At 47.8% G+C, this 21,205-nt stretch carries 23 protein-coding genes and 1 other annotated feature (1 of these 24 cut by a window edge); of the genes, 13 read left to right on the top strand and 10 right to left on the bottom strand.

Annotation, left to right across the window (positions count from 1 at the left end; all coding sequences use genetic code 11):
- Window positions 1-69, top strand: a binding site (T-box leader); it begins 152 nt to the left of the window's first position.
- Window positions 70-124: 55 nt separating this feature from the next.
- The 3 genes from ACXAJH_RS12725 (at window position 125) to ACXAJH_RS12715 (ending at window position 3,583) form a co-directional block, all read left to right on the top strand.
- The gene (locus tag ACXAJH_RS12725; protein WP_474971934.1) at window positions 125-1,357 is read left to right on the top strand and encodes an argininosuccinate synthase; all 1,233 of its coding nucleotides are present in this window, start codon (window positions 125-127) and stop codon (window positions 1,355-1,357) included.
- Window positions 1,350-2,726 carry an argininosuccinate lyase gene (argH, locus tag ACXAJH_RS12720; RefSeq protein WP_474994157.1) on the top strand — a complete coding sequence of 459 codons (1,377 nt, stop codon included), beginning with the start codon at window positions 1,350-1,352 and terminating at the stop codon, window positions 2,724-2,726. The genes ACXAJH_RS12725 and argH overlap by 8 nt, the downstream gene beginning before the upstream one ends.
- Before the next feature lie 509 nt (window positions 2,727-3,235).
- Window positions 3,236-3,583 carry a hypothetical protein gene (locus tag ACXAJH_RS12715; RefSeq protein ID WP_474994155.1) on the top strand — a complete coding sequence of 116 codons (348 nt, stop codon included), beginning with the start codon at window positions 3,236-3,238 and terminating at the stop codon, window positions 3,581-3,583.
- A 32-nt stretch (window positions 3,584-3,615) separates the two neighbouring features.
- Here the strand turns inward: ACXAJH_RS12715 and ACXAJH_RS12710 are convergent, their stop codons facing one another.
- On the bottom strand, window positions 3,616-4,803 hold the full coding sequence (locus ACXAJH_RS12710) for a M14 family metallopeptidase (protein WP_474967654.1): 1,188 nt from the start codon (window positions 4,801-4,803) through the stop codon (window positions 3,616-3,618).
- 112 nt (window positions 4,804-4,915) lie between these two features.
- The gene (locus ACXAJH_RS12705) at window positions 4,916-5,578 is read right to left on the bottom strand and encodes a peroxiredoxin (RefSeq protein ID WP_474971930.1); all 663 of its coding nucleotides are present in this window, start codon (window positions 5,576-5,578) and stop codon (window positions 4,916-4,918) included.
- Between the two features lie 223 nt (window positions 5,579-5,801).
- Between ACXAJH_RS12705 and ACXAJH_RS12700 the strand changes: the two genes are divergently transcribed.
- The 6 genes from ACXAJH_RS12700 (at window position 5,802) to ACXAJH_RS12675 (ending at window position 11,127) form a co-directional block, all read left to right on the top strand.
- Window positions 5,802-6,941 carry a DEAD/DEAH box helicase gene (locus ACXAJH_RS12700; protein ID WP_474994153.1) on the top strand — a complete coding sequence of 380 codons (1,140 nt, stop codon included), beginning with the start codon at window positions 5,802-5,804 and terminating at the stop codon, window positions 6,939-6,941.
- 211 nt (window positions 6,942-7,152) lie between these two features.
- Window positions 7,153-7,812 (top strand): class I SAM-dependent DNA methyltransferase, encoded by a 660-nt coding sequence (locus ACXAJH_RS12695; protein WP_474967656.1) that lies wholly within the window; start codon window positions 7,153-7,155, stop codon window positions 7,810-7,812.
- A 4-nt stretch (window positions 7,813-7,816) separates the two neighbouring features.
- Window positions 7,817-8,272, top strand: a complete 456-nt coding sequence (locus ACXAJH_RS12690; RefSeq protein WP_474967657.1) for an S-ribosylhomocysteine lyase — start codon at window positions 7,817-7,819, stop codon at window positions 8,270-8,272.
- Between the two features lie 21 nt (window positions 8,273-8,293).
- Window positions 8,294-9,211, top strand: a complete 918-nt coding sequence (locus ACXAJH_RS12685) for a PLP-dependent cysteine synthase family protein (RefSeq protein ID WP_474994151.1) — start codon at window positions 8,294-8,296, stop codon at window positions 9,209-9,211.
- 4 nt (window positions 9,212-9,215) lie between these two features.
- Window positions 9,216-10,352, top strand: a complete 1,137-nt coding sequence (locus ACXAJH_RS12680) for a bifunctional cystathionine gamma-lyase/homocysteine desulfhydrase (protein WP_474994149.1) — start codon at window positions 9,216-9,218, stop codon at window positions 10,350-10,352.
- 100 nt (window positions 10,353-10,452) lie between these two features.
- Window positions 10,453-11,127: a TraR/DksA C4-type zinc finger protein gene (locus ACXAJH_RS12675; RefSeq protein WP_474971925.1), complete on the top strand. Its 675-nt coding sequence runs from the start codon at window positions 10,453-10,455 to the stop codon at window positions 11,125-11,127.
- Between the two features lie 433 nt (window positions 11,128-11,560).
- Here ACXAJH_RS12675 and ACXAJH_RS12670 read toward each other — a convergent pair whose 3' ends face one another.
- Window positions 11,561-11,920, bottom strand: coding sequence for a Lin0512 family protein (locus ACXAJH_RS12670; RefSeq protein ID WP_474967661.1), 360 nt, complete (start codon window positions 11,918-11,920; stop codon window positions 11,561-11,563).
- Between the two features lie 148 nt (window positions 11,921-12,068).
- On the opposite strand from ACXAJH_RS12670, the gene ACXAJH_RS12665 reads away from it, so the two are divergent.
- Window positions 12,069-12,734, top strand: coding sequence for an RsiV family protein (locus tag ACXAJH_RS12665; protein WP_474967662.1), 666 nt, complete (start codon window positions 12,069-12,071; stop codon window positions 12,732-12,734).
- 153 nt (window positions 12,735-12,887) lie between these two features.
- Here ACXAJH_RS12665 and ACXAJH_RS12660 read toward each other — a convergent pair whose 3' ends face one another.
- The 4 genes from ACXAJH_RS12660 to ACXAJH_RS12645 all read right to left on the bottom strand — a co-directional run bounded on the left by ACXAJH_RS12660 (window position 12,888) and on the right by ACXAJH_RS12645 (window position 15,854).
- Window positions 12,888-13,436, bottom strand: a complete 549-nt coding sequence (locus tag ACXAJH_RS12660) for a GNAT family N-acetyltransferase (protein WP_206934279.1) — start codon at window positions 13,434-13,436, stop codon at window positions 12,888-12,890.
- A gap of 338 nt (window positions 13,437-13,774) precedes the next feature.
- A complete protein-coding gene (locus ACXAJH_RS12655; protein ID WP_474991264.1) occupies window positions 13,775-14,338 on the bottom strand; it encodes a class F sortase in 564 nt (187 codons plus the stop codon).
- Between the two features lie 130 nt (window positions 14,339-14,468).
- Window positions 14,469-15,263 (bottom strand): DUF4397 domain-containing protein, encoded by a 795-nt coding sequence (locus tag ACXAJH_RS12650; RefSeq protein ID WP_474971923.1) that lies wholly within the window; start codon window positions 15,261-15,263, stop codon window positions 14,469-14,471.
- Between the two features lie 216 nt (window positions 15,264-15,479).
- Entirely contained in the window at window positions 15,480-15,854 is a 375-nt protein-coding gene (locus ACXAJH_RS12645; protein ID WP_027956076.1) for a winged helix-turn-helix transcriptional regulator, read from the bottom strand.
- Between the two features lie 176 nt (window positions 15,855-16,030).
- Between ACXAJH_RS12645 and hxlA the strand changes: the two genes are divergently transcribed.
- Both hxlA and hxlB read left to right on the top strand, forming a co-directional pair.
- Complete coding sequence (gene hxlA, locus ACXAJH_RS12640) at window positions 16,031-16,663, top strand: 3-hexulose-6-phosphate synthase (protein ID WP_474967665.1); 633 nt, start codon at window positions 16,031-16,033, stop codon at window positions 16,661-16,663.
- A gap of 8 nt (window positions 16,664-16,671) precedes the next feature.
- On the top strand, window positions 16,672-17,229 hold the full coding sequence (gene hxlB / locus ACXAJH_RS12635) for a 6-phospho-3-hexuloisomerase (RefSeq protein WP_474967666.1): 558 nt from the start codon (window positions 16,672-16,674) through the stop codon (window positions 17,227-17,229).
- A 43-nt stretch (window positions 17,230-17,272) separates the two neighbouring features.
- Here the strand turns inward: hxlB and ACXAJH_RS12630 are convergent, their stop codons facing one another.
- Complete coding sequence (locus tag ACXAJH_RS12630) at window positions 17,273-18,394, bottom strand: amidohydrolase (RefSeq protein ID WP_474967667.1); 1,122 nt, start codon at window positions 18,392-18,394, stop codon at window positions 17,273-17,275.
- A gap of 102 nt (window positions 18,395-18,496) precedes the next feature.
- Window positions 18,497-19,402, bottom strand: a complete 906-nt coding sequence (locus tag ACXAJH_RS12625; RefSeq protein ID WP_474994147.1) for a TIGR01777 family oxidoreductase — start codon at window positions 19,400-19,402, stop codon at window positions 18,497-18,499.
- A 96-nt stretch (window positions 19,403-19,498) separates the two neighbouring features.
- Between ACXAJH_RS12625 and recX the strand changes: the two genes are divergently transcribed.
- On the top strand, window positions 19,499-20,314 hold the full coding sequence (gene recX / locus ACXAJH_RS12620) for a recombination regulator RecX (protein ID WP_474991266.1): 816 nt from the start codon (window positions 19,499-19,501) through the stop codon (window positions 20,312-20,314).
- A 25-nt stretch (window positions 20,315-20,339) separates the two neighbouring features.
- Here recX and ACXAJH_RS12615 read toward each other — a convergent pair whose 3' ends face one another.
- Window positions 20,340-21,158 (bottom strand): HAD family hydrolase, encoded by an 819-nt coding sequence (locus ACXAJH_RS12615; protein WP_474991267.1) that lies wholly within the window; start codon window positions 21,156-21,158, stop codon window positions 20,340-20,342.
- Between the last annotated feature and the right edge of the window lie 47 nt (window positions 21,159-21,205).

Genomic DNA, 21,205 nt, shown 5'->3' with positions numbered 1-21,205 from the left:
GAGCTGGTCTATGTTTCATAGACAATGAGAGTGGCACCGCGGATGTGAACGATAAAATCCGTCTCTTACGATTAGTAGGAGACGGGTTTTTTTAATGGACAAAAATATGAAGGAGGACGTTATAATGACAAAACCAAAGGTTGTATTAGCATATTCTGGTGGATTGGATACTTCGATTTCTGTGAAATGGATCCAGGAGAAGTACGGCTATGATGTGATTGCACTCGGGCTTGATGTTGGAGAAGGGAAGGACCTTGAGGCCATCCGTCAGAAAGCGCTGGATGTCGGAGCAATCAAGGCCATCATGGTCAATGCCAAAGAAATCCTTGCTGAGGAATATTTGATGCCTGCCTTGAAAGCCAACGCCTTGTATGAAGGTAAATATCCGTTATCTTCTGCCTTGTCCCGTCCACTTATTTCCAAACTTCTTGTAGAGGTTGCAGAACAGGAAGGAGCAGTGGCAGTCGCTCACGGTTGTACAGGAAAAGGGAACGACCAGGTTCGTTTTGAAGTTTCCATCCAGGCGCTGAATCCGGAGCTTGAAGTCATTGCTCCTGTCAGAGAGTGGGGAATGACTCGTGATGAGCAGATCGTTTACGCAGAGGAAAAAGGGATTCCGATTCCTGTGAATCTGGAAAATCCGTTTTCCATCGATGCCAACATCTGGGGCCGTGCCTGCGAAGCCGGCGTCCTGGAGGATCCATGGCAGGAAGCACCGGAAGCGGCTTACGCCTGGACCAATCCGCTTGAAAAAACACCGGATACACCGGAAATCCTTGATATCGATTTCAAGGAAGGGAAGCCGGTCGCTTTGAACGGGGAAGCGATGGACATTGTGCCATTGATTGAAAAGCTGAATGATGTCGGCGGTCTGCATGGGGTCGGAAGAATCGATCATACCGAAAACCGCTTAGTCGGGATCAAATCAAGAGAAGTGTATGAAAACCCGGCCGCCATGATTTTGATCAATGCCCATAAAGAACTGGAATTCCTTACACTGACCCGTGAAGTATCCCAGTATAAAACGAATGTGGATCAGCAGCTGTCCAAAATGATTTATGATGGTCTCTGGTATTCTCCGCTTCAGCCGGCCTTGTCCGCCTTTGTGGAAACAACCCAGCAGGTGGTCACGGGAACGGTGAAAGTGAAATTGTTTAAAGGCCATGCGATTGTCATCGGCAAGAAGTCACCGGTCAGCCTTTACAATGAAGAGTTGTCCACGTATTCCAAGGAAGATGCTTTTGATCACAATGCAGCCGTCGGTTTCATCAAGCTGTGGGGACTGCCGACAAAAGTCCACGCGGATGTGCATAAAAAGAAGCTGATCGATCAGGCAGCGGTGAAGGTCAATGAGTAAACTGTGGGGCGGACGCTTTACAAAACCAACCAATCAGCTGGTCGAAGAGTATACCTCTTCGATCGGCTTTGATCAAAAGCTGGCCCTCCAGGATATCAAAGGAAGCCTCGCTCACGTGGAGATGCTCGCCCACTGTGACATCATTTCCAATGAAGAGAAAAACCAGATCATCCGTGGGCTTCACACGATCCAGGGGAAAATCGAAAACGAGGATGTGGAATATTCCGTAGCGGATGAAGACATTCATATGAACATCGAAAAGCTATTAATAGAAGAAATCGGTCCTGTCGGGGGCAAGCTCCACACCGGAAGAAGCCGGAATGATCAGGTCGCCACGGATATGCACCTGTACCTCCGTGAGAAAACGGAGGCCATCATTGAGCTTGTGGAAAATGTCCAGACAGCGCTGCTGAATCAGGCCGAGGGAAACGTGGAAACGATTCTTCCAGGGTATACCCATCTGCAGCGGGCGCAGCCCATTTCGTTTGCCCACCATGTGCTCGCCTACTTTTGGATGTTTGAACGTGACAAAGACCGGCTGCAGGACAGCTTGAAGCGGATCAATTGGTCTCCGCTTGGGGCTGCAGCACTTGCCGGAACGCCTTACCCGATCGACCGGCAGATGAGTGCGGATCTCCTCGGGTTTGAAAAGGTATATCCAAACTCTTTGGATGCGGTGAGCGATCGTGACTTTATTCTCGAATTTCTGTCGATTTCATCAATTATGATTACGCACATTTCCCGCCTTTCTGAGGAATTGATTTTATGGAGCAGCGAAGAGTTCAACTTTGTTGAGCTTGATGATGAATTCTGTACCGGTTCAAGCATTATGCCTCAGAAGAAAAACCCGGACGTGCCCGAGCTTCTCCGTGGAAAAACGGGACGTATTTATGGAAACCTGATGGGGCTGCTGACCCTTTTGAAAGGGCTGCCGCTCGCCTATAACAAAGATATGCAGGAGGATAAGGAGGGCATGTTCGACACGGTCGATACTTTGGAAGGGGCGCTCGCTCTGCTTGCTCCGATGCTTGATTCCATGGAAGTGAAGGCAGGCGAAATGAAAAAAGCAGTGAAGGAAGATTACTCCAACGCCACCGACATTGCTGACTATCTGGCTGTGAAAGGCCTGCCTTTCCGTCAGGCTCATGAAGTGATTGGAAAGATCGTGCTGTACGCCATTCAGGAAGGACGCTATCTTCTGGATCTTTCCATAGAGGAATACCAGCAGTTTTCCGAGTTGTTCGAAGCGGATATTTATGACAAGCTCGCTCCGGAACACGTGGTCGCTGCAAGGAACAGTGAAGGCGGCACCGGCTTTGAACAGGTTCATGTTCAGATTAAAACGGCAAAAGAGCACCTCTACGAATAAGAGGTGCTCAAGCTTAAGAGAGAGTATTTGTCGACTTCTGTGCTTTTCCCATGAAGCGTTTACGGTCACGTTCCGCTTATCGGTGGATGCTTGCCGCGGGCACGACCTCAGCTAACTTGGGCAGGAAGAGCACCTGCCCAAGTGGATCTTCGGCTCGCGCTGTTCCCGCAGGCGTCACCACCAAACGCTCCTCGTGACCTCGCCAAAACATAATCAAAAAGACTGGTTTCTTATTTTTGTAATGGAGACCGTTCCACTTACAAAACATAATTCTGGATGGAAAAGTCTCATTGATTACGGAAGGATTTCCGGCTGCTCCACTCCTCGAGAAAACGGACAGTCGAAACACCACAAGGTCGTTTTGCCGAGGAGACAACGGATAAACATTGTGTTTTTATACAAGAAGAGCACCTCTACGAATAAGAGGTGCTCTTTTTGTATGGAGGTTTGAAAGGGTTTGCTTAAGGATACTATATCCATACCAACTATATTAAGAGAGGAAGAAAACGATGTCTAAAACCGTTCAAGCTTATTTCCAGACAGAAAATGATGCCGAAAGCGCCAAAGCCGATCTGCAGTCGTTATCCGTCCAGCAGGAAATGGTGGAGGCCATTCCGGGGGATGTGGACCTGACCCCGGTTGTCCCTGTAGCAGGCTCTGCCAATACAGGCGGCGGGACATTCAATTTCACAGAGGTCATCACTCCAAAGCACGATCGTGAGGAAGCCTTATCCGACAAAAGGCATTTGACCCATGTGCTCCACTTCTCCGTGAAGGAAGAAGAATATGAACGGGCCGTTGCGGTCATTAAAGATCATAATGGACATATGAATCGAAACGATTTTGATGATGAGTAAATCCCGTGCGGGGACGTTCCCCGCCGGGATTTTTACATATAAAGACTGGCAAGGAAGATGCCGATGGATTCCTGATAAATTTCATCAAACTGTTCAAGTGGAAGAGGGTTGACTCCCTGTCCGAGTTCCACAGTAAACCCCGGCTGGCGGAAATCCTGGATGAACCAGTCTTTGTAGCCGGCATAACTGTCCACGAAACGAATCGGTTCATAGCCGCTCACCCGGCTGAATTCTTTTACTATGGTCATGGCCCGGGGAGGTTCAAGCCCTTCATATCCCCAGTAAATGACCTCTCCCTGCGTATGAAAAGCGAGCATCTTCGAAAACTTTCTCTTCCTGGCAAGCTCCGCCATTGCCACAGCTTCCGGTTCACTCAAAGGTTCATAGCCGGGAAAATCCCTGAACGCAGGTTCTTCAGGTTTACGCTCTGCTTCGACTTCCCATTTGGCAGGGAATTGATTATTGAGATCCACACCGCGGATATTCGCTTTCCATCCGGAAAAGTCCCGGCTTCCTTCATTAATAGCAAGCGCGGCTTCTCCGACCTCACCTTCAGGCGGACCGTTCAGGACAAGATCTACGCCATCCGGGTCCACCATCGGTACAATCGACAAGGTAATCCGGTTGTACAATGGCTGGACATCCATGCCGCGGATCGATTCTTTGTTGGTGAGTGCAAGTAAATAATCATTCAGAAACTGCATGATGACTCCGGTTGTAATCCACTCATTGGCATGAAAGGATCCATTCCAGTGCACGTACTCGTTCCCTCGGCCGATCCGTAGTTCCTGAAGCTCTTTTCCCATGACCGACTGTCCGATGCTGGACCGCCGGATGAAGGGATAAAGGTCAAACAAGGCACGAAGGTCCTCTGATAATACAGCAGACGTGTAGGGGCGGTTTCCGTTAACAATCCGGGTCGATACACGTTCCGGGAGGAGAAGGAATCCGCCGAGCGGAAGCGCGTCGGGATCGGCGTCCGGGTTTAATAGAAACAGCGCATCTAATGAGAGACGATTTTCACCGGCCAGCTTCCATAACGTGTCCCCCTGCGCAATGGTATACGCAGTAGTACGCCAGCCGGGGATTTTAATGGTCTGACCAATTTGAAGAGCTTCAGGCGTGAGACCGGGATTGGAATCCATGAGCAGTGGGAGAGGAATATTGAAAAGTCCGGCATAGTACCAGAGCGAATCCCCTTTTCTTACTTGTACGTCCAACACAATTCCCCCTTACCGATACATCTTTATTCTATGTATATGGATTGTCCCCGTCCGGCATGAACAAGGACGCTCTCAAGAAAAAAGCTGCCCGGCGTGGGCAGCTTTTTTCTTACGTAATGTCTTTTTTGGAAATGTACCAATCGATATAATCAATATCCTCCTGTTCAGAACGTTTGGCGGCTTCCTCCTGAGATTTTGGTGGAGAAACGACGGCCTTGTCTCCTTCCTGCCAGTTCGCGGGCGTAGAAACGCCGTGTTCATCGGTCGTCTTCAGAGCTTTAACAAGGCGTAGAATTTCCTGCATATTCCGTCCTGTCGTAAGTGGATAATAGATGATCGAGCGGATCTTCTGCTGGTCATCAATAACAAAGACAGCCCGGCTCGTCTCTACCTGACTCTCCCCAGGCATAATCATGCCGTACTTCATTGAGACTTCCTTATCCAGATCGGCAATGACAGGGAACTCGATGGACGTGTTGAAATTTTCTTCGATGCTGCGGATCCAGGCGATGTGGGAGTTTACAGAATCGACGCTTAAGCCAAGCAGCTCGGTGTTAAGCTGATGCAGTTCAGGATAAATCTCCTGAAAGCCGACAAACTCTGTCGTACAGACCGGCGTAAAATCGGAAGGGTGGGAAAACAGCACGAGCCATTTTCCTTTGTAATCCTTCAAACTGATATTTCCGTGGTTGGTGGGTGCTTCAAAATAAGGAGCACGGTCCCCGATTCTCGGCATCGTGACTTGAGAAACTTCTGTATCAAACTGAGCCATTATTTTTCCTCCTTGGTAGGAATTTCTTTTCTGTATGTCTCATTCCACAAATGAGAGCGCTTAATCTTTCTTTGGAAAGAATGAATCAAAAGTCCGCCCCGTAGAAGGAGCACAGAATTTTTATAGTTTTTCTTGAGAGAAGGAGGTGGAACGGTGTTTTTTCAGGTATACTACGGGAAGGTATGTATACAGGAAGATTTTATTGAAGGAAGAAGGATAAGTAGTGAAAAAAACTTTTGAACAACTGGGTATGTCCCGGGAAATGATTGATCGATTGAAGAAACAGGGAATTACCGTACCCACTCCTATTCAGGAGCAGGCGGTCCCTGTAATCATGGACGGACAGGATGTGATGGGACAGGCGCAGACAGGCACGGGAAAAACGTTTGCTTTTACTGTTCCGATATTAGAAAGGATCGATTCTTCCAAGCCTCACGTGCAGGCGCTGATCATATCACCGACAAGGGAATTGGCGCTGCAGATTACGGAGGAGACGAAGCGCCTTGCCCCGGAGGGGATCCATGTTCTGCCGGTTTATGGCGGGCAGGATACGATCAAACAGCTGCATAAGCTGGAAGGGACGGTTCATATAATTGTAGCGACTCCCGGCCGGCTGCTTGATCATCTGCGCCGGGAAACCGTCGATCTTACCCAGGTGGAGTACCTTGTCATTGATGAAGCGGATCAAATGCTGGAAGCCGGGTTTTATCCAGATGTGATGGACATCCTCGATCAAACGAATCCGGATAGACAGTCCATGCTGTTTTCTGCCACCCTGCCGTCCTCGGTGAAGAAACTCGGACGGGAAATGCTCCGGGAGCCTAGAACCATTCACGTAAAGCCCGAGAAAGAGACGATCGGCCACATTAAACAGCTGCTGTATCAAACGACAGACAGAGCCAAACAGGATGCCCTGATGACAATTATGCACGAGCACCGGCCATTTCTTGCTGTCATTTTCTGCCGGACCAAACGCCGGGCGAAGAAGTTGAATGATGCGCTGCTTGCCAAAGGATTCCTCAGCGATGAACTTCATGGTGATCTTACCCAGGCCAAACGGCAGAAAGTCATGAAAAGGTTCCGTGAAGCGGATATCCAATATTTAGTGGCTACCGATGTAGCAGCCCGGGGATTGGATGTAGAAGGAGTCACTCATGTCTTCAACTACGACATTCCCCAGGATGCGGACAGCTACATCCACCGCATCGGCCGTACAGGAAGAGCGGGCGGCAAAGGCCTCGCCATCACCTTCGCTTCGCCGAAGGATAAGCAGATGCTGAATATTATAGAAAAACAAACCAAACAAAAACTCGAACGTCGTACACTCGATACACTATCCCCGGGCAAAAGAGAGAAAGAATAAAGCGAAGGATGCTGAAAGGCATCCTTCGCTTTTTTTCATACCGTGCCACCCCATTTTTTCAGGAAGGTTGGCACGGCAGTGAATGAAGTAAACCGGTGGATGGATAAGCAGATGCTGAAAAATGGGTCATAGACCTATACCGTTGTAGAATCTTCAGAAATATGATACATTAATAATGTAATTCCGAGTAAACGCATTGGGATTATAAATTATGGGGAGAGATGAAGCGATGGGAATGGAATTCGTCGACCTATTCAACCAATGGGCGAGTTCATATGATGATACAGTAGCAGGAAAAGATCCAGAATATAGAGAAGTCTTCGACGGTTATGAGGAAATGCTGGAGCGCTTAGCCAAGCTCTCATTATCTCCCGTATTGGAGTTCGGAGTAGGAACGGCCAACCTTACAAGAAAAATGGTCGATCAGAACAAAGTGGTGCTGGGCGTTGAGCCTTCTTCGGAAATGCGGAGAATTGCCAAAGTGAAATGTCCTGAAGCAGCAATATACGAAGGGAATTTCCTTGAATACCCTATGCTTCAGTCACCAATCCGTTCCATTGTCAGCTCGTTTGCTTTTCATCACCTGACTAGTTCAGAGAAGAAAGCAGCCATTGTCGACTTTCATCAGCGTCTCGAAGAAGATGGCCAGGTGATTTTTATTGATACCCTGTTTAAGGATAAAGGTCATAAGAACACGTTGATCAAGGAAGCCGAGCAGGCAGGATTCTTGAATTTAGCACAGGATTTGCAGGAAGAATACTACCCTTATCTAGAAGAGATAAAAGAGATGTTTGTAGAAGCTGGATTTGAGGTATCGTTTGAACAAATTAACAAATATGCCTGGCTTATCCAGGCGGGAAAAGGAGTATGATCTTATGCCTATGAACGTAGAGAGCTTTAACCTTGACCATACGAAAGTCAAAGCGCCTTATGTACGCCTTGTTGGTGTGACCGAAGGGGAAAAGGGAGATAAGATCTATAAATATGATCTGCGTATCAAGCAGCCGAACCAGGAACACATGAATATGCCTGCACTTCATTCTCTTGAACATCTGATGGCAGAGAACAGCCGGAACCACCATGACCGTATCGTCGATATCGGACCGATGGGATGCCAGACAGGTTTTTATATTGCAGTACTGAATGATGACAGCTACGAAAATATCCTGAATGTGATCGAAAAAACGCTTCAGGATGTATTGGAAGCGGAAGAAGTGCCGGCCTGCAACGAAGTGCAGTGCGGTTTTGCAGCCAGCCACAGCCTGGAAGGTGCACAGGAGCTTGCCCGCGAGCTTCTGAATAAGCGTGACGAATGGACGGAAGTTTTTTAAAAAACGGGAGATGAGAATGCGATGGGGTACGTGAAGAATATCCAATCTTTGATTGGGCAGACACCTATGATTGAACTCACTCATTCAGCGATCCCGAATCAAGCCCGTATATTTGCCAAGCTTGAATTCATGAACCCAGGCGGTAGTATCAAAGACCGCCTGGGTTTAAAACTGATTGAGGATGCTTTAGCACGTGACCTGCTGAAGCCTGGCGGGACAATTGTGGAACCGACCGCGGGCAATACAGGGATCGGCGTCGCTCTTGCTGCTATTGGAAAAGGGTTCCGGGTGATTTTTGTGACACCTGAGAAATTCAGTGTTGAAAAACAGACGCTGATGAGAGCCCTTGGAGCAGAAGTGATCAACACGCCGACGGACCAGGGAATGAGAGGCGCGATTGATAAAGCGGAGGAGCTGTGTAAACAGATTCCGGACGCCTTCAGCCCTCAACAGTTTAACAATCAGGCTAACCCGGATGCTTATTATGAATCCATTGGTCCGGAAATTTATGCTGATCTTGAGGGAGACATCGATGTTTTCGTAGCAGGAGCTGGTACAGGCGGGACCTTTATGGGGACAGCACGGTACTTGAAAGAACAGAATCCTGCTGTCAAGACGGTCATCGTTGAACCGGAGGGATCGATTCTGAATGGTGGAGAAGCCGGATCGCATCGTACGGAAGGCATCGGTATGGAATTTCTACCTTTTTATATGGATACAGATTATTTTAATGCCATTCACACGATTGCCGATGAAGATGCCTTTGCCCGTGTGAGAGAACTGGCACTCAAGGAGGGGCTGCTTGTGGCGAGTTCTTCCGGAGCAGTGTTTGAAGCCGCCCTCCGGGAAGCGGAGCAGGCAGAACCCGGGGCCCGGATTGTAACTATTTTTCCCGACAGCAGTGAACGGTATTTAAGCCAAGGAATATACGAGGAGTGAAAGCATGAGGAAAAAAACGCAGTTGATTCACGGTGGTATTACAGGAGATGAAAAAACAGGAGCGGTCAGTGTGCCGATTTATCAGGTCAGCACGTATGCTCAGGATGGCGTGGGTCAGCACCGCGGATATGAATATTCGCGGACAGGCAACCCGACCCGTTTTGCCTTGGAAGAACTGATTAAAGATCTGGAAGGCGGGCACCGCGGGTTTGCCTTCGGTTCTGGGATGGCCGCTATTACGGCGGTCCTGATGACTTTCAACCACGGAGATCACATCATTTTTACCGACGATGTGTACGGCGGTACGTACCGTCTCGTGTCCAAAGTGATCAACCGCTTCGGCCTGGAAGCGAGTTTTGTAGACACGAGTGATACGGCGAATATCGAAGCGGCAGTCACGAATCGTACGAAAGCGGTCTACGTCGAAACGCCGACCAATCCACTGCTGAAAATTACCGACCTTGATCAAACGGCAGAGCTGGCGAAAAAGCATGACTTAACGTTTATCGTGGATAACACCTTCAGTACACCATACTGGCAGAATCCACTGGAGCACGGTGCGGACATCGTCCTGCACAGTGCGACGAAATATTTAGGCGGACATAGTGATGTTGTCGCCGGGCTTGTCGTTGTGAATTCAGAACAGCTCGCGGAAGATGTTCATTTTGTGTTGAATTCTTCAGGTGGAATCCTCGGACCTCAAGATTCGTGGCTGTTAATGAGAGGAATCAAGACGCTCGGTATCCGAATGGAGGAAATTGAAGAGAACACCCGGCAGTTCGTCGAGTTTCTTCAGGAACTTCCGGAAGTCACGGACATTTACTACCCAGGCCTTTCTTCGCATAATGGTCATAATGTACACACGAAACAGGCAGGCGGAAACGGTGGTATGATCAGTTTTGACGTCGGCACCGCTGAAAAAGCCGACAAGGTGCTCCGCCATGTGAACTATTTTACGCTGGCGGAAAGTCTTGGAGCTGTGGAAAGTCTCATTTCTGTACCTGCCCAAATGACTCACGCGTCCATCCCTGAAGACCGACGGACAGAGCTTGGCATTACGGAGGGGCTTGTCCGCGTGTCCATCGGGTTGGAAGATATTGAAGATTTGAAGGAAGATTTCCTCCAAGCCTTAAGAAAATAACCAGAAAAAGGGGAGTGCTCTTGTTAGAGCACTCCCTTTTTGTATAGGAAAAGAAGGGAGTGTCAAACTAACAGGGACTACCAATCAGGAGTGGAATGACATGGATTATATTCAATATAAAAAGCAGTTGGAAGATCGAAAGAGGGAATTGGAACAACAGACGATGGACGATGACCAGTATGGCCTGAAGCGGGGATTTGCGAGTGATATGGCCTCGGGTGAATTGTCGCAGTACGACAATCATCCCGCGGATTCAGGGACAGAGCTGTATGAAAGGGAAAAGGATATGGCCCTGCTTGCTCATGTTAAAGAAGAATTACAGGACATTGAATATTCGCTTCAGCAGATAAAAGACGGCACGTACGGCATTTGTGAAGTGACGGGCCGGCAGATTCCTGCGGAGCGGCTGGAAGCTCTCCCGACAGCACGGACGATTGCGGATGCATCACCGAATGAGGAGGTTCCCTCTGACCCTCCGGTCGAACAGGATGTGTTGACTCATCTTGAGAATGCCTATGGAAGAGACTCGGATGATCCTGAATATAATGAACAGAATGCTTATGAGCAGGTGGCTTCCTTCAATCAAAGCAGCATGACCTATGATGATTCATCCCTTATGGACAATCAGGACGGTGTCGGCTATGCAGAAGAATTCGAGTCGTTTGTTTCCACGGATATGAATGGCTATACAGGAGCGGAGGGTGTCTCCTTCCAAAGAAATGAGCATTATGATAAATATATGGATGAAATGGATGAAAGAGAAGAGGAGCAGTAAACTCTAAAGGCCCGGGAGTATCCCGGGCCTAAGGCTGTAGAAAAATCCGTGTTATCCAGTTAGAGTTGTCCTGTCGTGATGAGGGGGCACGTTCCACTTATCGGTGGATGCTTGCCGCGGGCACGGCCTCAGCTAACTTGGTCAAGAAAACCATTGGACCAAGTGGATCTTCGGCTCGCACAGTTCCCGCAGGCGTCACCACCGAACGCTCCTCGTGCCGATGCCTGTGTGGAAACAGTTTTACCCTATGATAAAAGAGAACGTTGAGCATAGCTCCTTCGCCGTTTCAAAAGAACAGTACAGGCTGCGTTACTGCTGCTTGCATTGGAAAAATTCTACCCGTGACCAAGAATTGATGCCCGCCCTTTGCAGTTATTAGAAAAAAGGTTTCTCTACAAGCTTAGGCCCGGGATTATCCCGGGCCTTCTGTTGATTAATAACCGACTTCAACGGCTGCGTTTACGATGTACATCAAATCATTTTTGTCTTCTTTTTCTTCAAGGAAAATGCCGCTGGTTGTAAGCATTCCACCTTCCATGACGGTGATGGTCACTTCGCCGAAAGGAATGGCTTTTTTTACTTCCTCATGATCCAGCTGATCGAAATCGCAGGGAACGGCCAGTTTGACGTTGATTTTCATATTGTCCAGAGATTGTTCTGGAAGAACGGTCCGTATGCCGGGCATGGAATTGGTGTGGATGGCATTCTTGATTGCTCGGACGGCTGCCTTTGTCACGTTCTGTCCATGTACATCTGTTCCCATTCCAGTTTGTATAAACATAAGTTGATCCATTCTTATTTCCCACCTTTCTTCTTGTATGGTATCACAGGTTCCAGACGCTCTGGAAAGGATATGGATAAAGACCAGCGGATAAAAATTTCTGTCCTGTCCATTAGTTTCGCCTATTTAGGTCAAACTAATGGTACAGGAGGGATGGACAGTGAAGCGATTATGGGTAATGGCTTTGATGATGACCCTGATCACATCAGAAGCTGTTTCAGCGGAAAGTATATATAAAATCATGCACAAAGATAAAGTGGCGGAGGATTGGGAGGTACATGCCGACTATCCTTTGTTTACGAATTTGGAAAATGAAGAACTGCAGAACATCGTCAATCACAGGATTGTTCAAAAGCTGGAGCATACGGCCGGGCGGGTGCAGAAGGGGGCAGCCGATTTCAGCGGAGTTCCCTATTTGTATTATGAGGAGTCCGCCGTTTACCAGGAAAAGCATTTCTATTCTGTTGTCATGATTTCCCACATATCAAGGGGTGACCGTTACAATTCAACGGTCACATCGGTGAATTTTGAAGACAGGACAGGCGGGGAAGTGAAGAAGCTGCAGGATCTCTTTGATATGGCCAAATTGAATAAGGAAGTGAAAAAAATATTGGATGCTGATCCGGATCTTCGTGCTGAACAGCCATTTGCGGGTGTCCGCGAGAACACAGCTTTTTACATGAAGGATGATCATCTGGTGCTTGTATTCAATAAATTTGAAGTAGCGGCGGGGGTTCATGGAACACCAGAAGTGCCCGTTCCAATGAAAGGTCTTCTGAAAACAGAAATCAATGCCCCGCAGGTTCCCATCCCATCGGTTACATGATTTGTGCACATCATCCACAGCGGTGATGTGGTTTTTGTACACAGGAATTACTGTGAGAAAGTTGCGTTTTCGCTGATTATTCAGAAAGTTATTCACATTGTGCACAACACTGTGGATTGTTTTCTCCACAAAAAAGAAGCATAAGCGCTCTGCTTATGCTTCCATCATTTCCTCATTATTCTGCTCACCATAATAGTGGAATAAATACTGGTCTTTCGTAATGACGTACAGGTCATACACGTCCTCGTTACGGTTGATCCATTCGTAGACGTCCGGGTAATCCTCGTTGGCAGAGGATACATACGGAATTTTGAGTGCGGCTTTCATGGAACGGACATTGGTACGGCGGATTTTCATAAAGACCGCCTGAACATCCAGCTGGAAGAACAACTCTTCAAAAAACGCTTCCTTGGCAGGCTTGTTGTATCCCATACCGAAATACGGGCGGCCGATCCAAGTGGCCAAAAATCCTCTTCCTTCTTGTATATCAAAAAGATTGATCGTTCCGATTGGCTGGGCCCACTCATCCAGGATCGTACGTGAAACCAATTCACCCCGATCTTCTGCTTCTATGGTCTGCTTTGTCAAAAAGTAAAACTCATCACTTGATGAAGCTTTATGGCGGACATATGGAAAAACTTCAGGGTGACTCATCAAATCAAACAAAACCGGGGCGTCATGCAGCTCACGCTTTTTCAGCATAAAAAATCCCTCCTTGGATGAGGAGGGGGGTTCGTATGCATAGGAAAGAACCATTCCTGGCTGGTTCGAACCCCCCTCGAATTTTTATCAATTGCTCACAAAAATCCGGGGTGGGAATCGAACCCACTAGAACCAGTAAAGCTACTGGTGGCGCACCATTTGCCTTCCCTAAAACAGAAACTTATAAAGAATCATCTAAACTTATAATAATCCAAAACCGTAAAAAAGTGAATAAAATAATTGTAAAGTTGCGATGAAATTTTTTCCTTGTTTCGTCACCTTCCCGCCGTTATGTAAAACATAAAAAAGGCACCCTTATCGTGAAGGCTGGGTGCCTATTAAACGTCCTCTACTTCTGTCAGTACAGTAAAGACAACGAGACGCTCGGAGTAGGTGGAGGCTTCCTGGTTGTACGATCCTGTACAGGTAATTAAGTTTAACCTCTGTTCGCTGGAAGGACCGAAAAGTTCACGGATGGGTGAATCTTGAAAAGGATAAGACGCTGTTTTTTCCACTGTGAACGTTAGGCGGGTTCCTTCATCATCGTAAAGATAAATCTCATCGCCCTCTGACAGTTCTTTTAAATTATAAAATACCGCGGGGCCGCTTCTCCCATCTACATGACCGGCAATGACGGAATTCCCCTGATTCCCTGGTTTTGTCCCAGGCTCAAACCATCCGGTGTCCGTCAAGTTAGCAGGGACCGCCATTCCACCTTCATCGGTATACCCGAGAGACTGGATAGGGGCGTCGACGTCGATGGCGGGGATTTCCAACCGATTCGGAACGATGCCCTCCTGTTTGTCAGGAGATACGGTGGCGGCAGGTGTGTAATTCTGCTGGATCGGCTCGTTTTCAAGGGCGTCCCTGGTTTCTTTTTCTCCTGCGTGTGTTTCTTTCATAAACTCATCCTGGCTGGAGGTAGAAAGAACCCCGGCCTCTTTCAAGGGTTCTTCGCTAAGCAGGGAATAGCTTGCGAAGAAAACGAAGAGACCGAGGATCACAGGGGTGAAGATTCTTTTCATATTTTACTTACGCTTCAGATTTTCTGCGTGTAAGGAATACACCAGCACCTGCTGCTGCCAGACCCAGGATACCGGCATATAGAAGGGCATTGGAAGTTTGACTTGTTCCACCAAAACCAGTTTCAGGCATATCAGAAGGCATCGCGGATGAATCTTGAAGAAGGATTACTTCAGGATTATCAGCGGTCCCTACAGCGAATGCACTATAGACGTTCCCTGCTTCCAGAGTTGTTCCGGAAAGGTCAATCAGCTGTGCCCCATCTGTTGTGCGTACTTCAAGATCATACGTTCCTGCTTCAAGTTCCTTATAATCGGTTACCATCGGGAATTCGGCACCAGAGAAGACAGCGTCTCCATCAATAGGTCCTACATCAACAGCTGGTGCTTCTGGAATGAAGTGTCCAACACGGATTTTAGCCATATCTTCGCTTGCTTCCATGGAATCTTCAAGAGCTTTCAACTGCAGATTCTCCAGGTTATCAACAGCTGCTGCGGTATAAGCTTTACCAGCTTCTACCGTAACATTTGTAGAAATGACAGGATCCTGTTCACCTTTTGTACCGGCTGCATAAATTTCAACGGTATGTTCTCCTGCAGGAACTTTCATATAGTCGGTAGCTGCTTTGAACTCAGCACCTTCCACAGCGGCTTCATCATTTAAGTATACGTCAACCGCAGGCGCATCAGGTGAAGCATGGACGACACGGAGCATAGCTTCCTCGTGATGATCTGCGAAAACAGCCGGGGCGAACATTCCAAAAATCAAAACAACAGCAGCAAGACTTGATAACAACTTTTTCATTCATTCCACTCCCTTGATTTTTTATATTGATTGCCGGAGAGGCAAAAAATATCGAATTCATACAACGTTGTGTAACACTTGTACAAGTTTTGTTACAGTCTACCTATTGCCGTAAAGTTTGAATTCGAAACATTATATTTGTAATGAATGTGCAAAAAAAGCACCGGGATGAATCGGTGCCCTTTTTACTGCCTTGCTATGGATGGATGTTATACGTTATCCGCTGTGATCCCCGGCGATAGTGAAGTCATCTTTACCATCGAGCACCTCATCGACATAATTTCTTCCCCAGGCGTACATCGCTTCTAAGATCGGAAGCAGGCTTTCCCCGTGTTTGGTCAGCGAATATTCCACTTTGGGTGGAACAACCGGGTACACTTCCCGGTGAATGATATCGTGGGCTTCAAGTTCACGCAGCTGGTTGACGAGCATCCGCTGGGTAATCCCCGGCATAAGGGTCTTCAGTTCTCCGAAGCGTTTCGTTCCTTCTTTTCCTAAATGCCAGAGAATCAGCATTTTCCACTTTCCACCTATAATGGCTAAAGTTAATTCTTTTTCACAGTTGAATGATCGTTCTCCCAAATTCGGCATCATGCTCTTCCTTTCTATATAAAAGTCGAGGGGGCAGTATACTTTTTTTCACTACGTGAGAAAAAAATGCGTACTTTTTTTATTTCACTAGGCTGAGTATACTAATCCCTGTGCCACAGCGTAAAGTTTTTAACCTGGGGCTTATCCAAACTCAAAGAAGAAGGAGTCGAAGATAAATGAAATTACAACTTGCTTTAGACCTTGTAGATATTAACGGTGCCATTGAAGTGGTGAAGGAAGTGGAGAACCATGTCGATGTGGTGGAAATTGGAACGCCGGTCGTCATCAATGAAGGATTGAAGGCGGTTAGAGAAGTGAAGAAAGCCTTCCCGGATATGACGGTTCTTGCTGATCTTAAAATTATGGATGCTGCCGGTTACGAAGTCAGCCAAGCGTCTGCTTCAGGAGCAGACATCGTTACCATTCTGGGAGCTGCTGAAGATGAATCCATCAAAGGTGCCGTCGAGGAAGCGAAGAATCAGGGCAAAGAGATTCTTGCCGACATGATCGCTGTTCAGGATATTGAAACACGTGCCGGAGAACTGGACCAGCTCGGTGTGGATTACATTTGTGTGCACACGGGTTATGATCTCCAAGCCGTTGGAAAAGATTCTTTTGCAGACCTTGCCGCAATTAAGAAAGTAGTCAAGAACGCGAAGACGGCTATTGCGGGCGGCATCAAGCTCGAAACCCTTCCAGAAGTGATCAGCCACAAGCCTGATTTAATCATTGTCGGCGGAGGAATTACTGGTCAGGAAGATCAAGCATCAGCTGCCAAGCAAATCAAAGAGCTGATCACCCAGGGCTGAGTCATCTTATGAATGCACAAGCGTATATGAAAAAGATTGTCGCTGAACTCGAAGAAAGTGTTTCTTACATTTCTAAAGAAGAAACAGAAGCACTGATTACCCAGATGCTTCAGTCCAGGAGAATTTTCGTTGCGGGCGCCGGCCGGTCCGGGTTAATGGGAAAATCTTTTGTCATGCGTCTCATGCATATAGGACTGGACGCTTATGCGGTAGGTGAGACCGTCACAGCTGGATTGGAAGAAGGGGACCTTTTGATTATCGGGACAGGCTCTGGAGAAACCGTTTCGCTTGCGGCTGTTGCAGAAAAGGCAAAGCGTTTAGGTGGAAAAGTGGCGGCTGTTACGATCAAGCCTGATTCTACAATCGGAAAAACAGCGGATTTGACGGTTCAAATGCCGGGGGCACCCAAAGACCGTGGTCAGGAAGAGTTCCGCACGATACAGCCGATGGGATCTTTATTTGAACAAACCATGCTTGTCTTATATGATGCTTTGATTTTAGGTCTGATGGAGAAAAAAGGACTGGATTCAGAGACGATGTACGGAAAGCATGCCAATCTTGAATGAATGAAAACAAGCCTCCACCCGCTTATGGTGGAGGCTTGTTTTGTTATTCCTGATAGTAAACCATTTTCCCATCAATCATTGTCCATATCGGTTTGGAGAGATACTCGAAAGGGTGGCCGCTCCATAGGACAAGGTCGGCATCTTTGCCTTTTTCGATAGATCCGACACGGTCATCCACGCCAAGGTTTTTCGCTGGAGTAATGGTAATGCCGCGGAGGGCATCCTCAATTTCCATTCCTTCTCTGGCCGCCAGGGCTGCACAGATGTTTAAGTATTGGATAGGGGTGTAGGGATGATCGGTCGTAATCGATACTTTAATGCCGTAGTCATGCAGAATTTTATACGTCTGCCACGTTTTATTGCGCAGTTCAATTTTAGACGCCCGTGTAAAGGTGGGGCCGACAGATACCTGAAGATCACGGCCGGCCAGCTCGTCTGCAATCAGGTGCCCTTCTGTACAGTGTTCGATTCTTAAATCGAGATCGAACTCATCTGCAAACCGGAGCGCTGTAACAATGTCATCCGCTCTGTGTGCGTGGATCCGGACAGGGATTTCCTTATTGAGCGCTTTGAGTATCGGCTGGACACGGAGGCCGGGGTCGGGATCTTTCATGGCAGCATAGAACGTTTCCCGAAGCGTCCCCATAATTCCAAGACGCGTAATGGACGCATTTTTGGACTGGGAGTGAATGCGTTTCGGGTTTTCACCGAGAGCCAGCTTCAGTCCGGCCGTCTGCCGTAGAATCATTTGGTTGATCGTATGGCCAACGGTCTTGATAACCGACGTCATTCCGCCGATCATGTTGGCGCTCCCCGGCATAATGTGGGCAGTCGTGACACCCGCTTTGCGCGCATTGAAGAAAGCAGGATCCAGCGGATGAGCGCCGTCGATAGCTCTTAAATGTGGAGTAATGGCTTCAATCGTTTCGTTGGCATCACTGCCTGCCCAGCCTGTACCTTCATCATATAATCCGAGGTGGGTGTGGACGTCAATAAAGCCGGGATACAAGTCCATGCCTTTTCCATCAATGCATTCCGCTTGTTCAGGAATTTGAAGGTCCGCTCCATAATCCTGAATTTTTCCGTCGACAACGTGGACAGAGCCATTCGGAATAGAAGGGGAGGTGATCGGGTGAATATGGACATTCTTAATGACAGTCATCATAAACATACAGCCTTTCCAATAGTTATACTTTTATTATACGGTTATTCTGTCCTGTTGGCTCTAAAAAAAGGAACAAAGTCCGGGACTTTGTTCCTTTTTTTGCTAGTTTTCCAAAATAGAGGCAAGAGCCGGCTCTAGTTCGGGATACTTGAAGCTGTACCCCTCGCGTAGCGCTTTTTTCGGAATGACGGCCTGACCATCGAGCAAGAGGGTGCTCATATCTCCAAGCGCCGCCTTCAATGCGAAGGCCGGAGCCGGGAGCCAGTGCGGCCGGTTGAGAACATCCCCCAATGTCTGTCCGAAATCCTTGTTTCGCTTCGGATTGGGAGCTGTTCCATTCAACGGCCCCTCCAGGTCAGGGTGAATGAGGGCAAATTGAATGAGGCCGACAACGTCCTGGACGTGGATCCAGGACATCCACTGCTCGCCGGAGCCAAGGTTTCCACCGAGCATCATTTTGTAAGGCAGGACCATTTTAGGAAGGGCGCCTTCCTCACCTAAGATAATTCCGAAGCGCACATAAACGGTCCGCACCCCTTTTTCCCTGGCTTTAGCCGCTCTTTCCTCCCATTCCACGACGACACTCGCAAGAAAATCGTTCCCTGCTTTTGTCGTTTCTTCCGTAAACGTTTTCGTTTTGGATTGTCCATAAAATCCGACAGCTGATGCGTTGACGAGTACATCCGGCTTTTCAGGAAGGGCATCAATCAAGTCAAGCACGCCCTCGGTGGCTTCGATCCGGCTCTTTAAGATGGACTGTTTCTTTTCCTCTGTCCACCATCCGCTGTTCAACGATTCACCGGCCAGGTTTACAATGGCGTCCAGCACAGGCAGTTTCTTTTCCGGGTTGAAGGATTCCTTCAACCATCCAACATAAGTGACCTGATCTGTGTTTTGGTGCTTTTCGGGACTCCGGGTCAGTATGTAGATGTCATGACCTTCCTCTTGTAACGATTGTACGAGTTTCTGTCCTACAAATCCTGTTCCACCAGTTACGGCAATTTTCATTTCTATTCCTCCTGTTCTATGGATAGGCTGTCCCCGGTCCTTTATCATGTATATAAGGTGGAGTCGTGGTAAAATAAACGCATTGGGGTGAAGCGAATGGCTAAACTGACAAAAATTACAACGCAGAAAAAAAATAAGGCACGGTACAATATTTTTCTGGATAAAGGCCAGGGAGAAGAATACGGATTCAGTGTTGATGAAGATGTCCTCATCAAGCACAACCTCCAGAAAAATATGGAGCTTGATGATGCCGCGGTCCAGGCACTGATTCAGAGTGATAACCTGCATAAATCCTATACCCTTGCCATCAATTATTTAAGCTATCGAATGCGGTCGGAAAAGGAAATCCGTGATTATTTGACGGACAAGGAAACCGATCCCGAGCAGATTGATGAAATCATCCAGCGGTTAAAAAACGAGCGGCTGCTGAATGATCAGGAATTCGCCCGTTCCCTCGTCCGGACGAGGGTGACGACTTCCAGTAAAGGGCCGCTCATGGTGAAAAAGGAACTGATAGAAAAAGGGGTCCATGCGCAGACCGCAGCGGATGCGCTTCATCATTATTCTTTCGACGAGCAGATTGAAAAAGCCTTGAAATTTGCGGAAAAGAAAATGAGGAACGATGGCAGGAAGTCTCATAAACAGCAGGTTCAACAGGTGCAGCAGACGCTGATGCAGAAAGGTTTTACAGGAGATGTCATCAAAGAGGTGCTTACACAGCTCCCTGATGAGGAAAATGAGGATGCCGAGTGGCAGGCGGTCGTTCACCAGGGAGAGAAGCTGCTCCGGAAGTATTCTTCCAAGGCGGAAGGCTATGAACTGAAGCAGAAGGTGAAAGCAGGCCTGTACCGAAAAGGGTTTGCATTCGATTCCATTGACAGGTTCATGGAGGAATATATCGAAGAAAGCTAGCATGAAAAAAGAACAAGCAGGTGACTTAAACGTCAACTACTTGTTCTTGTTTTCTGAGCAGGCCTTTTTTATCAAGGTCTTCAATGGCTTCGTGAACATGATCGACAACCGTACCGGCTTTCGCTTTCACTTCATCACGTGCTGTGGACATGACGTAGCTGTGCGGTGTCATTTCAAACATGCTTACATCATTAAAGGAATCCCCGACACAGGCGATTTCTTCAGGCGCGAGCCCGAGTCCTTCGATCAGCTTTTTCAAACCACTCTGCTTATTGATGTTTTTAGGCATCATATCCACGCAGGTTTCATGGGAGATGAAGCTGTCGATTTCTTCGCCGAAAGTGCCTGCGACTTTATCAGCAGCCTTGATGACATCGGCTTCCTGTCCGTGCAGGGTAATCTTGGACGGGGTCACTTTTGTACCGATCAGCTCATTCAGCTCCGGCTTAACGATGATGTCATGGAACATCTGCTCGGAAATGAGGTCGATCCAGTGGCTGTGCTCCTTCGTAAAGGTTTCATCAGCTGTCGATACGGTTTTAACCATCGGTTCGGCGTCAATTTCACTGACAATCCGGCGGGCAAGCTCAGGGTCGAACGTCTTTGCGAGGACCGGCTTGTTCTGATCGTCAAACACGAAAGCACCGTTCTGGCTGACGCGGTGCCCGTTGACGCCTACACGTTTCAGCACCTCGCTGATTTCATGGTCCATCCGTCCGGATGCTACGGCAAGCGGAGTCCCGTAGTCGATCATCTTTTTTAAGGCGTCTACATCTTCATTCTTTATATAATGGTCCTGACCGAGCAGGGTGCCATCAAGGTCTGTAACAAACAATTTGATCATGGAAATGCTCCTTCCTTTGGCATTTATCAAGTACCTTCATGATTGTA

It is taken from the genome of Halobacillus sp. ABD4_316, from assembly GCF_056161385.1.
This window is presented reverse-complemented; position numbering and strand designations above follow the sequence as displayed.